We start from the raw sequence: 14,162 nt of genomic DNA on the forward strand, positions 1-14,162 counted from the left end.
TGTCAGATACACTCTCCTTAACTTTGGTAGGTTATGGGTTGAGTATATCATGACATGTCCTTTTATAGTGTCTCGCTTAATTTTACAATCGAGGTGTTATTTAAAATAATTGCCCGAATAATTTTAAAATCACTATTCATAAACAATTCTTTTGCTAAAATGGAGAAAGAGGTGATGATCATGTCGGATAAAGTTGGACGAAATGACCCTTGTCCTTGTGGAAGTGGGAAAAAGTATAAGAAATGTTGTTGAAAGACTAATTTAGTTGAATTTTCTAATCAAGTGGTTGTTCAGGAAATAGAACAATACTTTCAATCACTCGTAACTGAGATGGTTGATCACTTTGCAATTTATACATCTGAACCGAAATCGGATATGGAATCGATGGATCATATGATGAAATTTTTATATTGGTCAATTTATGATTCGGACGTTATGAATCAATTTGTTGATCGATTAGCACCTTCGATTAGTCGAGAGATAACACGTGAAACAGTTTTAAGTTGGAAGGAAGGCCATGTGAGTATTTTTCAGGTAGAGAGTCAACCATCAGAAGAACGGCTGGAAATAAGTGATATGTATACAGGTCAAACATATTGGGTCAGTAGTAATACTATAATTACTGATGAAGATCAAAGTGCTCCATTTTTAATGGGGGTTCTCATGCGCTGGGGTGTATATCACCAAATAATGCCTGTAGCCCTGCCACTTTCTGAATTTGCTTATAATCAGTTTTCGGCTGAAGCTAATAATAAGCAACAATTTGAAGAGCGTTATTTAGATTTCCTCCAAAATTGGTGGAATATGGGTTCAAAACCAAGTTCAATAAATGAGCTAAACGAAGACCCGCGCGCAATAAAGGTGTTAGAACTGGCGTTTGATCATCTATTTATGTCTCAAAAAATAAATGATGAAGAACAAGAGTTGCTGGTTAGTTTATGGTTGCTTTATTACGAGCGCGAACGTCCTTCATTTAAGAAAACCGAAGTTATGGCGGCGGCCCTAGATTATATTTATTTAAATCACCCGATGTTCAAATCAACTGGGATTAATCAAATTACATTTAAAGAGATCGCCGAAGAATATGGTGTATCAGCATCAGCCGTTAGTAATAGGGTGGAACAGTTAGAAAGTTTTATCATGGATCAAGTAGTTGAAGAAGAGACAAGCCAACAGCCTCAAGTGGTACAAGGGCAACCAAGTACAGGTGCTGAACGTGCGCTTTATGAATTGCATCAGAATATGGCAGATGAACCGTTTGATAGCTTGGATGACGCAAATGAATACCTTCATAATCATATTAATGATTCATTTACGCCTAAAACGGATCAGCAAAAGGCGCAGATTAAGATGTATGATGCATTTGACACGTTTGATTTAGACGAACAAGAAAAACTTGTTGATGATGCGTTACAACTTGACCCGAACAATATTGATGCTCTTGTCATGAAGGCTCAACTGAGTGAGTTTGTCTCAGAAACTTATCATCTAATGGAAAAAGCAATTTCATTAGGTCGTGAACAGATTGATTTGCAGGCGATTTATGATGATGAAATGCCTTGGGCTGTTATCGAAAATCGTCCTTGGTTCCGAGCAATTGAGGCGCTAGGTGACTTTCATAATTATATGGAAGACTTAGACGAAGCAGTTGAATTATACGAATGGCTATTATTCGATTTAAACCCGAACGACAATCAAGGGATACGTTACCGATTGATTATATGTTATCTTGCGTTAAACCGTTTAAGTGATGCAAAGAAATTGTTAACAGAATATGATGAGCCCTCGATGTCTTGGTCACTTAATTGGGCAATTTACTATATTTTTGTGAATGATGGTATTCCCGTGAGTGAAGTGGAACAATCGATTCTTAAGGCGTATCAATACAACCCGAAATTACTCGATTATTTTGTCGATGAAGATCAATTGTATTCTGATGATATGCTAGACCCTGCCTATGATGAAATTGAAAGATACTTTGGAGAATCCGGTTATTTATGGGAAGATTTTATTGGGATAATTACGGAAACATTAATTTAATAAATAAGGCGGAATCTGATTTTGGACAGGTTTCGCCTTGTTGATTATAGTGATTGATCTTCGCTTGAATGGAGGAAGAATGATGATCCATCTAAAGGATTTCGAGAAACATATTGAACGAAAGCTAGTTAATCGTGGATTTGATTTATTCCAGAATGGTGCTGTGACGTCGTTAGAACTCCAAGGTCAAAATGTTTGCGCGTCAGTGGAGGAGTCGGCTTGTTATCAAGTTAACTTAAAGAATGAGAATGGGTTTATAACAAATGCCGTGTGCACATGCCCATTAGATCAAGATGATTGGTGCAGACACCAGGTCGCAGTTATGTTTCAGTTACTTGATAGAGACAAAGAAAAGTCGATCACCGAGTTGTTAAAAAGTGCATCAAAGGAACAATTAGTGGATTTGTTAGGATCACTTACGTCATCACATGAAAATTTAGAATCCCATATTCGATTTTTCCTTTCAGACAGTAGCGAGGATCATATGATTTGGGCGAGACGCTTAGTTTCAGAAGCACTTGAAGATGCGGATTATGGTGGTTTTATTCCATGGCATAAAACATTTGACGCGACGTTAGGAGCTAGTTACGTGTTAGAACAAGCTGAAGAAGCCTGGCGAGATAAGGATATAATTAAAACAGTTGATTTAACATTTGTTGTCATTGAAGAGTTAGTTGATTATATAGATGAAACAGATGATTCAAGCGGACTGTTTGGCTCTGAAATTGATCAAGCTATTAGAATGTTAAATAAAGCGATGCGTCAAGCAATTATTTACTTAGATAGAGAAGATTATCTTGTCATCGTTGATCAAGTCATAGAAGCTACTCAGCATGAAAGATTTAGAGAATGGCCGAAGTGGCCGGTTGAAATGCTACGTGGTGTGATGATTTACGGTGTTATGAGTGAAGTGCGTGAGAAGATTGAAGCAGCATTACAACATATTGCCTCATCTAGAGAAGGTCTTAATCGTCACGTGATTGTCTTTGAATACGATATGAAGTGGGAACTTGGAGATACTGATTTAAATTCATTTTTAAACCACTATTTAGATATTCCTGATATACGTGAACGAGCGATTTCAAAAGCAGAAAGTGAGGGAGACAGTGATTGGGTGATTGATTTAATCGAAACAGCCCAAGTGGTAAAAGACGACTGGTATGACATTTTATATCGTCATTATGAGGTGCTTGGCTTTACAGAGCAACAACGTCAATTAGCAAAGAATTTGTTGTGTGAGTTCGGAATGACTTACTATGATTACTTGCGCAAGCTGTACCCGGATGATGAGTGGACACTTGTCGTAAATTCATTAATAGACTATGAAGCGCATCGTTTTCGAGGTGAGAATTACGCGCAATTTTTATTAAAAGAGCAACGATATGATTATTTATTGGCTTATTGTCAGGATTATCCTAATAGTATTAGAAATTATGCATCATATTTAAAGGATGTCTACCCTGAAGAAGTTCGCACACTCTTTGAAACATTAATTAATCAAGAAGCGGATATGGCATCTGATCGTAAAGCATACCAGCGTGTCTGTGAGACGATTAACCATATGCAAAAGATTTGTGGTTAAAACGAAACTTTACCTATTATAGAGAAGTTAGAGCGTGAATATTATCGCCGACCAGCATTTTTAGATGAGCTAAGCCGAGTAAAGATATGAGGTTGAATGTTTGTTAGATTTTATACAAAGTTTCTACGATCACCCTATAGTAATATATGACTATTTGTATTATAACTGATTGGGATAGAACATGGAGTTGAAATTCGAATAAGAACATTAAACAATGTGACATACAGCGAAAATTGAGCTTGATACGTCGAAATTCGGCTATTATACAGCGGTTTTTATCGTTTATACAGCGAAAAAGCAACTTGATACAGCGAAAACGTGGCAACATACAGCGAAAACAAAATTTCCAAGCTTCTTCTATTGATTCTAGTCACGAATTTTTGTAAAGTGGTAGAATCATAATTAAAAGGTGACGGCTTATGTGGAAAATTTATAGTTTATTATTTTTAGTCATGTTGATGTGGGGGATGAACGTATCTGCATTGAAAGTATTGGTCGATGCGGTTGACCCACTTTTATTAAATAGTTTCCGTGTGTTCACTGCAGGTGTTGCGGTGTTAATTATTTGTATGGTGCTTGGGATTTTTCGTTTTCCAAGAAAATCAGAATGGGCCGTGATGGCTTACATCGGTGCTTTTAACGTTGTTTTGCACCATGCGTTTATCGCGACTGGTTTGGAAGGAACCTCAGGTGTGAATGCGTCGCTCATCTTAGGATTGGTTCCGCTTGTGACGGTCTTGATGTCTGTCATTTTTCTTAAACAAAAGGTTAATAAATTACGCATGACTGGTTTCTTGCTCGGATTTTCAGGGGTTGCGCTCACAACGCTAACGGGTGATGGTGGACTTGGTTCGATATCATATGGTGATGTGCTAGTCTTTCTTGGCGTTGTCGTGCAAGGTTTTAGTTTTGTATTGATTAGTAAGCTAAAAGCTGAATTCGATCCTCGCTTAATTACGGGTTATATGATGGTATTTGGATCGTTTTTTATATTTGGATTAAGTCAGTTATTGGGTGCTAATGTTAGTGAAATAACGAGCGTATTTGATTGGCATATTGGCGGTGTTTTCTTATTTAGTGCCATTTGTGCGACAGCATTTGGTCATATGACCTACAATTTAGCGATTAAAAAGGTGGGGCCTGCTGAATCGGCTATTTTCACGAACTTGAATGTGCTATTTGCTATGATTGGTTCGGCGTTCTTTTTAGGTGATGTCATTATGGTAGAGCATGTGGTTGGATTTGTTCTGATTTTAATAGGTATTTTCTTTGGTACGGGGGCATTAGAATATTTACTGAAAAGACGGCGAGGTAAAGTCGTTTAATGAGATTGAGGTGATACGTTAATGTCTTATCTAGTAGTTGGTGGCGGGATTCTTGGTGCTTCAGCAGCTTATGAACTAATGAAACAAGGTCAAGATGTTACGTTAGTTGACTCCCAAATGGAAGGGCAGGCAACCTATGCTGGAGCAGGGATTGTCTGCCCTTGGGTTAGTGCGCGTAAAGATCCTGATTTATATGCGTTAGCACGAGCGAGTGCGATTCGTTATCCTGAGTTAGTTGAGTCGTTAAGAAATGACGGAGCTGATGACACGGGCTATCGATTGTGCGGAGCTTTGGCGCTAGCTGAAGATGAAGCCACGTTGCAGGAACTTTATCAAGAAGCGGTGACGAAACGAGAAGAGACATCGTTTGTTGGTGATGTAAAAACGTTATCGAATCAGGAAGCGCAGGCGATGTTTCCTCCTTTAGCAGATGATGTGAAAGCGGTTTATGTGTCAGGTGGTGCCCGTGTTGATGGTGCAAAATTGAACCGGGCATTATTGCAAGCATTTCAAAATTGTGGTGGTCAATATTTGGAAGGTAGCGTATCATTAGAGGTGAGTGGGGATCACGTGGTTGCTTACATAAATGAAGAGCGTATTGAAGCGGATGAAATCATCGTCGCGACAGGTGCTTGGACGAATGACTTGCTAAAACCACTCGGGCTTGAGTTGCTACTCGAACCACAGCGCGGGCAAATCGCGCATTTAACGTTAATTGAAGAAACGGCTGATTGGCCTGTTGTGTTACCACAATCTAGTCATTATATGCTGGCATTTGAAGCCGGTCGTGTCGTCATGGGCGCTACGCGTGAAGCGGATAGTGGTTTTGACTATCGATTAACAGCTGGCGGCGTGCATGATGTGTTACATGAAGGATTGGCTGTCGCACCTGACTTAGTCGAAGCAACTTTAGAAGACGTGCGGATTGGTTTTCGTCCGATGGGGCCTGATGGGAAGCCGTTATTAGGCAGGGTTAATGCTTTTTCAAATTTAACGGTCGCAACAGGACTTGGCCCTTCAGGCTTAACGATTGGCCCGTATATTGGGAAGTTAGCAGCTCAATTAGCAACAGGAACCAAAATAGATCAAACGATTGATCATTTAGATCCACTTAGACAAACTTAATGAGGTGATTTCATGGCAAAAAAACCAGTTATTATTGATTGTGATCCAGGTATCGATGACGTGATGATGTTGTTATTAGGTTTACGTCACGAAGATATTGATGTGAAATTAATTACGACAAGTGCAGGTAACCAGACACAAGAAAAAGTGGTCACCAATGCGCTGAGGTTCGTGAGCTATTTAGACCATAATATCGAAATCACGCGCGGTTCCGAAAAGCCTTTTATCCGTGATTTAATGATCGCAGGCGACATCCATGGTGAATCTGGCCTTGGAGGTGTGACTTTTCCTGAGTCAACGTTAAAAGAAAGTGAACAGCCAGCCATTCAAGCGATGGTCAATGTCTTACGTGAAGCGGATGAACCTGTGACGATTGTTGCGACAGGTCCGATGACAAATGTTGGGGCACTGTTACTCGCTCATCCTGAATTAAAACATAAAATTAAGCAGATCTCGATTATGGGTGGCGCTGTTTTAGGTGGTAATGTGACACCACAAGCAGAATTTAATATATATGTCGATCCTGAAGCGGCTGAAGTGGTCATGCAAAGTGGCCTTCCGATTATTATGAGTGGTTTGGATGTTACGCATAAAGCCTACTTAACCCAGTCAGAAGTCGCTGCCATGAAAGAGATTGGCACGCCTTTAACCGATAAATTACACGGTATGCTTGCACATTATATGGATGCCCAAGGGGATTCACCATTCCTAGAAAGTTACCATGGTGATGTGTTGCGCTTACATGACTTATGTGCGATGGCCTATGTGATTGATCCAACGTTATTTGAAGGTGATGACTATTACGTAACGGTCGAGACTTGCGGAAATGAAACGGCTGGTGCAACGGTAGTAGACCACTTACGGAATACCGATCATGAGCCGAATGTTCACGTGTTATATGATGTTGAACGCGAACGATTTGTGGAGTTGTTTTTTGAGTATTTAAGAGGTTAATTTTCAATAGAACTTATGGAGTTAAAATGCTTCATGAGTTTTATTTATGTTTTATGAAGAGGTTTTACCATGACAAAATTAGTTAATGAGTTTATACTTAGTGTAATGACATGTATGACTTTATAATGAGGTATTTATTTATGAGAGATATTTCTAATTGGTCCGTTACTAATTTTGGTGAGAATAGTACCTTGGAAAAATACGAGTTGCTATCTCCAGATGATAAACAGTTCGTCATTAAGTTTCCTAGAAACTTTGATGGGAATCGGACTAATTGGGAAGATGTAAATGAAGTGATTGCCGCAGAACTGGCCAAATTAATTGGACTTCCAACAGTTGACGCTGAGATTGTTTATTTTAATGGAAGAAGAGCATGTCTTATGAAACACTTCAGGGTAGAATGGGGTGCTGAACACGGAGAGACAGCCGCTTCTTTATTAAGTGCTCAATTTGGTGAAGTCTACGATAATCTCAAGTCCAGTGACTTAAAAAATGACGAATTAATTAGAGAATTATTCTTGTTGTTTGAAGACTTTAAACTATATCATCAAACCTTAGAAAGTTATATCTTTATGAACTTATTTGATATATTAATAGCTAATCAAGATCGTCACGGTCATAATTGGCAAATTCTATATATAGAAGGAGAACCTTGTTTTGGACCTTTATATGATAATGGTGCTTCTTTAGGGTGGCAATTAACAGAATCTGCAATTATTAATATGGTTAATGATCACACTAAAATGAATCAATTTTTTAATAAATCTAAAGTTAAAATTGGATTGGACAATCGAGAAACTCCTAGAATTCAAGCTAAAAAAGCTTTAAAGTTTTTTGCTAGAAATTTTCCTGAGGAATGTGAAAAATTTTTTTATAAGACTGACACTTTAGATGTTGCTAAATTTGAAAAGTTTATAAATGATTTTCCATTGTTATCAAAGGATAGAAAAGAATTTATTACTAAGCTAATTCAATTTCGATTAGATAAAATGAAAAGTATTTTTAGAGAGGAGGCTTACAATGAATAAGGTTAAATCGCTATTAGTTATTTGGAAGGATTTTAAGACAAATCTTTATTATCATGTAGGAACACTTAATTATGATGGCAATCGGTATGTTTTTGAGTACAGTTTTAAGAGTGAATCACCGAGAAATGTGTATGCAGCACTTGAACAAGGATATCGTCTTCATCCAGCTTTTCCAGAATTAACAAAAACTTATCAGTCAACATCACTCTTTTCAACATTCAACCGACGTATTCCAGATGAAAATCGGATAGGGTATGTGAATATCTTAGAAGAATTGTCTTTGAATTCGAATGCTGACCGTATGGATTTATTGCAGGCAACTAGAGGTGTTTTATCAGGCGATCCTTATTCATTCGAAGAGCCTTTACGACTGAATGAAAATACGTTAACATCAAACTTTTATATAAACGGTATGCGACACAATTCTGCTTTACCTGAAAATTGGCCGGAACATATTCACATTGGTGATTCTTTAACAGCGAAATTAGAGGAAGATAATGAATATGACCGTTTTGCTGTTGGTATTTATCATGAAACAGGTATCTTCTTAGGTTATGTTCCGGGAATATATGCACAGGCAATATATGCTTTAATTAAGAACAATGAAAATATTTCAATAATAGTAAAGAATACTCGTCCTAATTATGCTTCACAATGGTGGATCCAGGTCACATTTAAAGCGACAATCCATCTAAATAATCACGATTATGATCAATTCAATGATTTAATAATTGAAAATATAGCTTAAAAATGACCACGTGCAGACAAATTGCACGTGGTCATTTTTGATTTCGATGTACCACAAACTCTTGAAAAACCTGCGCCGATGTATAACTAGGCACGAATCCAAAATCCTGTTTTAGTTTCGTATTATCTAACACAGGGCGGTAGCGCAAGAAGTCGAGTTGTTCTGGGCCGTATTGTGTTAGGCGTAATTTTTTGAGTCCAGTTAATCCAAATTTTAAGAGTGAAGCGGGGAGGCGGATGACGTTTTTTCCTAATTGATCTGCGATTTCGTCAATGGTCAATGCACCATCACCGGCAATATTATAAATCCCGATTTGATCCGAATCAATAGCTCGAATAAAGCAGGATACGACATCTTGATCCCAAATAAATACAAATGGACTTTTTGAACCTTTCACGCCTAGTACGTAAGGTTTTTTGAAAAGGTCGGTAATCTGATTATCGACGTTCTCGCCAAGGATGGTCCCAATCCGAAAAATGATTTGTTCTAACTCTGGATTCGATTCACGGTAGTCGGCGAGCATGTCTTCGACGAGTCGTTTGTGATAGGCGTAAGCGAAGGCCTTGTTTCCTCGAATCGGTTCATCTTCAGTGATCCAATTCGCATTGTCCGCATGATAGCCATACGCAGCCCCACTTGATGATACAATCAGTCGCCGTACATTTGTTTCGACACAAGCTTCGATGACATTCCGTGTGCCTTCGACGTCTACGGAATATTCGAATGAGCGGTCACTTTTTTTGCCTGGTGTGACGATCGTCGCTAAATGGATCACCGTATCGACGTGATAACGATCGAATAACTGTTGCATTTCTGAAGAGCGAACGTCGACTTGTTCGTAAGTGACCGAATCATTCAACTCAAAATCAGGCTCTAACTTAATATCTGTCGCAATCACATGGCAGTCATCACGCTCTGTCATTAAACGTGTCACGATTTGACTACCTAAATAGCCCATTGCTCCAGTAATCAAAATGTTCATGCGGCGTGACCCTCACTTTCTGCTACAGGCGGCCTTCGTGACCAGAAACTCGCAATCGTTAACCCTGCGATAATGTGCCAGATTGACCACCAAGCGGCGACGATCGCCATACCACCAAGTCCTCCGAAAAAGTTAAAGACTAAAATTAACCCGAGCCCAGAGTTTTGGATGCCGATTTCAATCGCAATCGCACGTCGGTCTCGTTCAGGTAAACCAAATGACCGCGCAGAACTGTAACCGATGATAATCGCAAGTAAGTTGTGTAAGAACACCGCAAACACGACCATACCGACATAATCGATAAAGTATTCGAAATTATTGGCTAAGGCGCCAATCACGAATAATATGAAAAAGCCGATCGAGAAGCGCTTCATCCATTTACTCGCTTTCTTGGACCAATCAGGAAATCGTTTATTCACGAGCATCCCTAGTGTTAGCGGGATTCCAAGTAAGATCACAATTGTGGTGATTAAGTCGGTCGGGCTAATCATGAATGACCTCAGTAAATCATTGGTCGGCCCGTAAAATGATCCCCACATTAACGTATTAAGTGGGGTCATAATGATCGCGAAAAGCGTAGAGACCGCGGACATACTAATTGATAATGTCGTTCGCCCTTTACTGAGGTGGGCGAGGAAATTTGATAGATTCCCTCCTGGACAGGCAGCCACTAAGAACATGCCCAGCGCAATACTTGGCCTCGGTTGTAATAATAAGACAAGTAGAAAGGTAAATGCTGGCAATAGAATAAATTGTGCCGTTAATCCGATAATAAAAGGTTTTGGTGATTTTAATGTCCGTTTAAAATCGTGAACCGTTAAATCGAGTGCCACGCCGAACATGATGAATCCAATTAAAACATTCATTAAGAATAACGTTGATTCATTGAAATTCAGTTGGATCTCATCTATGCCCATGTTTTATTTCCCCTTTGGCTCGTCATGCATATCTTTAAAATACTTCAATCCAGGTGCCCACATATGTTTAACAGGGTCGACATCACAGTGAATCACGGTACATTGATTCAGTTGTTTGGCTCGTTTAAGAGCTTCGCGCAACGACCGAGGATCTGACACTCGTTCGCCATGTGCACCCATGCTTTGGGCCATTTGATCAAACGCGATTTCACCTAAATCAGAATTAATATTTTCATGGTCATCGAGCGATTTTTTGACCAGTGTTTTAACCGGTCTGAGGGCAATATTTTGATTGATTTTCACCATCCCCCACTGTTTATCACAGACGACTAAGTAAATCACATTTAAATTGTTACGAACCGCTGTCTCGATTTCTTGTGGATGAAAGCCCATCGCGCCGTCACCAATCACACATAAAACCGGCTCGTCCGGTTTGGCCGCAGCAACACCTAAGGCCTGAGCGACACCAGCTCCGAGCATGCCGAATTTAAAAGTTGAGAAGATGCCGCCTGGTTTTTCAATGGATGTGAAGAAATTCGCCCAAATTGTCGTATTACCACCGTCTGCCACGACAGGTACTTGTCTAGAGAAGACATCTTGAGCCATTGCCGATACATGAGCTGGATTCATGGGTGCATCAAGTTCTTCTAGTTTTTCGTTTAATTTTTTGCGATATTTCTTACGTGCTTGGACATATTTCTTAATCGTTGACTGACGTCGTTTGAGTGTCGCTTTTGGAATATAATCTTGTAAAGTATCTGATAGCTTTTCTAGAAAAATATTAATGTCTGCTTGAATGCCGAGATCAACTGGTTTATTTCGACCAATAGTAGAAGGGGCAAGGTCGACTTGAATCACGGTCTGATCAGGGTTCCAATAAGGCGCTTTACCCCACCAATCCGTTTCACCAACACGAGATCCTAATACTAAAACGAGATCCGCTTCATTGCGAATTTGGTTGTTCGTTTCGATATGGGTCATCGGCATCGTCAGTGGACTACTTTCACGCACAGCCCCGCGACCAGCCCAGCTTGTTGTTACCATGGCTTGTAGTTGTTTCGCGACAGTTTCTAAAGCGTCATAGGCTTGAGCGTGTATGACGCCACTTCCTGCATGAATAATTGGAAATTTCGCTTCGGTTAATAAGTTGGCTGCTTGCTTAATTTGGTTATCTGAAGGTGAAGGATTCTCGGTGAGTCGATATTGATGTGGTTCTTGTAGATTAAGGGTTGATTTAAAGGATGAGTTCAAGATATTTTCAGGAATATCTAAATGAACGACACCTGGGCGCCCGTTGTAACACTCGCGTAAAGCTGTTCGCATAAGCTCTGGAATCCGATCGAACGATGGCACAGCTTCACTCCATTTTGCGATTTGTTTAATGGTTCCAGTTTGATCGAAACATTGATACGTCCCGCCACGATCAGGATACATAATGCCTGTCCGTCTTGCACTGGTGATGACAAGGACACGATTGCCTTCGCCTTGCTCAACGACTAGTCCCGGCAAAATATTGGCAACGCCTGGGCCGTTACTTGCCATACAGACGCCAAGCTTTCCAGAAGAACGTGCATAAGCGCCCGCCATATGGGCAGCGCTCGTCTCATGACGAGGGGTGATCAATTGAATGCCATTCGGTTCTAAATTTGAATAAAATCCGAAATAGGTCCCGTCAATAATTCCGAAAACGGTTTCAACATTTTCCTGACTGAGCATTTTAGCGACAACTTCGCCACCAGTTAATTCTGCCATAAGAACACTCCCTAAAAATCTTCAATTTGAATTAATTCTATTATAACGAAATAATATGTTTTGAGATAGTATTTATTCAGAAAAGTTTGATAAATTTGAGCGGGGTTTTAGTAATTACTCTTCTATAGTTTAATTTTGATTTTCTATTGAATAAGCACTGAGTTGTTGATTTGTGAGGAGCGAAGGTGGCGACTCCTGCGGGAACAGCACGAGTCTCGAGACCCCGCAGGAAGTGCTTTTCTTCCGAGGAGGCTCGAGCCGTGCCCGCGGAAAGCGTCCACCGAAAGCGGATCACAATATCAACAACGGGCTTTGTCAAAGTGATCATAACTAAAGAAAAAACGACCTCGAGTCACCTCGAGATCGTTTTCTCAATAGAAACTTTATATTGTTGAACTAAAGGGGGTTGTTCAGCATATAAATAGGTTTACTTAATAGATTAAATATTGTTCACGAACTTCTTTAAAATCATCTAGATCATCTTGCCATTGATCGATAATCGCATCGACTGATTCACCGTTTTCAATAGACTCTTGTACCCAACCGTTACCGATCAAGTTATCAAAGAATCCATCAGAACGGAATGAGAAGCCTTCTGGGTATAAATCATGAATCGCTTTTACAATATGCAAACCTGTTTTAATTGATTTATACTCAGTTTGATCTGTTACATGAATTTCAATGCCGTGTGATAAGTCACCCGCATGTTTTGAGAACATTGGCGTAAAGGATGCTGCTCTAAATGTTACTCCAGGTAAATCTTGTTCGTTTAAGTGTGCGGCTAATTCACTTGAATCAATAAATGGAGCGCCAATTAACTCAAACGGTTTAGTTGTGCCGCGGCCTTCAGATACGTTTGTCCCTTCGATTAATGCGGCACCTGGATAAACGACTGTTGTATCAGTAGTTGGCATGTTTGGTGATGGTGCGACAAAGTCTAGGTTCGTATCATCGTAATACATATAACGTTTCCAACTATCCATTTCTACGACTTCTAAGTCAGCATTAATATCAAATTCGTTATTAAATAGTTTCGCTAGTTCACCAACTGTCATGCCGTGGCGTAATGGAATTTCATATTCGCCAACGAATGAAGAAAATTCTTCATCCAAGACTGGGCCTGCGACATCTTGTCCATTAATTGGGTTAGGACGGTCTAAAACGACGAATTCAATATCATTTTCTGCCGCAGCTTCCATCGCGTTAGCCATCGTGTAAATATAAGTGTAGAAGCGTGTTCCAACGTCTTGAATATCAAATAGTAACGTATCAACGTCTTCTAACATTTCAGGCGTTGGTTTTCTCGTCTCACCGTAAAGACTGTAAACAGGAAGACCTGTTTTCTCATCAATGTAATATTCAACATATTCGCCTGCTTGGGCACTACCACGAACACCGTGCTCTGGTCCGTATAGGGCTGTTAAGTTTACATCAGGATCATTGTGTAGTGTATCGACAATACTGTTAAGCTCAGAATCAACACCTGTTGGATTGGTGATTAAACCAACATTTTCTCCTTCGATTAAATCTTTTTCCTCATCTAATAATTGTTCAACACCTAGTTCGAATTGTTTGGCGTGGCCTTTAGCTTGTCCATTACCATTGCCTGGGTCAGCCGTTATAACGGTAACGGTTGCGAATGTTAACGCAAAAGCCATTAACCCGATGATCCACTTTCTCATGAAAAATTCCTCCTCAAACCTTTTTTA

Annotated in this window: 11 protein-coding genes and 1 pseudogene; 8 read left to right on the forward strand and 4 right to left on the reverse strand. The window is 39.7% G+C overall.

All coding sequences use genetic code 11. The annotated features are described in order from the left end of the window. Positions 1–186: 186 nt before the first annotated feature. From FHR85_RS14300 to FHR85_RS08960, 8 genes and pseudogenes are all read left to right on the forward strand, one after another. Positions 187–252 (forward strand): annotated as a pseudogene (locus tag FHR85_RS14300) (SEC-C metal-binding domain-containing protein); the annotation flags it as partial. Positions 253–282: 30 nt separating this feature from the next. Next, positions 283–2,040, forward strand: a complete 1,758-nt coding sequence (locus tag FHR85_RS14565; protein ID WP_167262542.1) for a tetratricopeptide repeat protein — start codon at positions 283–285, stop codon at positions 2,038–2,040. 82 nt (positions 2,041–2,122) lie between these two features. Continuing rightward, complete coding sequence (locus FHR85_RS08935) at positions 2,123–3,622, forward strand: SWIM zinc finger family protein (RefSeq protein WP_167262543.1); 1,500 nt, start codon at positions 2,123–2,125, stop codon at positions 3,620–3,622. A gap of 419 nt (positions 3,623–4,041) precedes the next feature. Further along, positions 4,042–4,947 carry a DMT family transporter gene (locus tag FHR85_RS08940; RefSeq protein WP_167262544.1) on the forward strand — a complete coding sequence of 302 codons (906 nt, stop codon included), beginning with the start codon at positions 4,042–4,044 and terminating at the stop codon, positions 4,945–4,947. A 21-nt stretch (positions 4,948–4,968) separates the two neighbouring features. After that, complete coding sequence (locus FHR85_RS08945) at positions 4,969–6,072, forward strand: NAD(P)/FAD-dependent oxidoreductase (protein WP_167262545.1); 1,104 nt, start codon at positions 4,969–4,971, stop codon at positions 6,070–6,072. A 12-nt stretch (positions 6,073–6,084) separates the two neighbouring features. Then, positions 6,085–7,026 (forward strand): nucleoside hydrolase, encoded by a 942-nt coding sequence (locus FHR85_RS08950; protein WP_167262546.1) that lies wholly within the window; start codon positions 6,085–6,087, stop codon positions 7,024–7,026. Between the two features lie 140 nt (positions 7,027–7,166). After that, positions 7,167–8,054 (forward strand): HipA domain-containing protein, encoded by an 888-nt coding sequence (locus FHR85_RS08955; protein WP_167262547.1) that lies wholly within the window; start codon positions 7,167–7,169, stop codon positions 8,052–8,054. After that, positions 8,047–8,802 (forward strand): HIRAN domain-containing protein, encoded by a 756-nt coding sequence (locus FHR85_RS08960; protein WP_167262548.1) that lies wholly within the window; start codon positions 8,047–8,049, stop codon positions 8,800–8,802. Before FHR85_RS08955 ends, FHR85_RS08960 begins: the two co-directional genes overlap by 8 nt. Before the next feature lie 31 nt (positions 8,803–8,833). On the opposite strand, the gene FHR85_RS08965 is transcribed toward FHR85_RS08960, so the two are convergent. From FHR85_RS08965 to FHR85_RS08980, 4 genes are all read right to left on the reverse strand, one after another. Next, the gene (locus FHR85_RS08965; RefSeq protein WP_167262549.1) at positions 8,834–9,784 is read right to left on the reverse strand and encodes an SDR family oxidoreductase; all 951 of its coding nucleotides are present in this window, start codon (positions 9,782–9,784) and stop codon (positions 8,834–8,836) included. Further along, positions 9,781–10,701, reverse strand: a complete 921-nt coding sequence (locus FHR85_RS08970) for a bile acid:sodium symporter family protein (protein WP_167262550.1) — start codon at positions 10,699–10,701, stop codon at positions 9,781–9,783. The genes FHR85_RS08965 and FHR85_RS08970 overlap by 4 nt, the downstream gene beginning before the upstream one ends. A 3-nt stretch (positions 10,702–10,704) precedes the next feature. After that, entirely contained in the window at positions 10,705–12,453 is a 1,749-nt protein-coding gene (locus tag FHR85_RS08975) for a thiamine pyrophosphate-binding protein (RefSeq protein WP_167262551.1), read from the reverse strand. Positions 12,454–12,884: 431 nt separating this feature from the next. Beyond that, positions 12,885–14,135, reverse strand: coding sequence for an exo-beta-N-acetylmuramidase NamZ family protein (locus FHR85_RS08980; protein ID WP_167262552.1), 1,251 nt, complete (start codon positions 14,133–14,135; stop codon positions 12,885–12,887). Positions 14,136–14,162: the final 27 nt, after the last annotated feature.

Source organism: Alkalibacillus almallahensis (assembly GCF_011761495.1).
GTDB lineage: Bacteria > Bacillota > Bacilli > Bacillales > Alkalibacillaceae > Alkalibacillus > Alkalibacillus almallahensis.

Bases quoted from the DNA above. Each gene is read 5' to 3' on its own strand.
- FHR85_RS08935 (WP_167262543.1), top strand. From the start codon at position 2,123: ATGATCCATCTAAAGGATTTCGAGAAACATATTGAACGAAAGCTAGTT.
- FHR85_RS08940 (WP_167262544.1), top strand. From the start codon at position 4,042: ATGTGGAAAATTTATAGTTTATTATTTTTAGTCATGTTGATGTGGGGG.
- FHR85_RS08945 (WP_167262545.1), top strand. From the start codon at position 4,969: ATGTCTTATCTAGTAGTTGGTGGCGGGATTCTTGGTGCTTCAGCAGCT.
- FHR85_RS08950 (WP_167262546.1), top strand. From the start codon at position 6,085: ATGGCAAAAAAACCAGTTATTATTGATTGTGATCCAGGTATCGATGAC.
- FHR85_RS08955 (WP_167262547.1), top strand. From the start codon at position 7,167: ATGAGAGATATTTCTAATTGGTCCGTTACTAATTTTGGTGAGAATAGT.
- FHR85_RS08960 (WP_167262548.1), top strand. From the start codon at position 8,047: ATGAATAAGGTTAAATCGCTATTAGTTATTTGGAAGGATTTTAAGACA.
- FHR85_RS08965 (WP_167262549.1), bottom strand. From the start codon at position 9,784: ATGAACATTTTGATTACTGGAGCAATGGGCTATTTAGGTAGTCAAATC.
- FHR85_RS08970 (WP_167262550.1), bottom strand. From the start codon at position 10,701: ATGGGCATAGATGAGATCCAACTGAATTTCAATGAATCAACGTTATTC.
- FHR85_RS08975 (WP_167262551.1), bottom strand. From the start codon at position 12,453: ATGGCAGAATTAACTGGTGGCGAAGTTGTCGCTAAAATGCTCAGTCAG.
- FHR85_RS08980 (WP_167262552.1), bottom strand. From the start codon at position 14,135: ATGAGAAAGTGGATCATCGGGTTAATGGCTTTTGCGTTAACATTCGCA.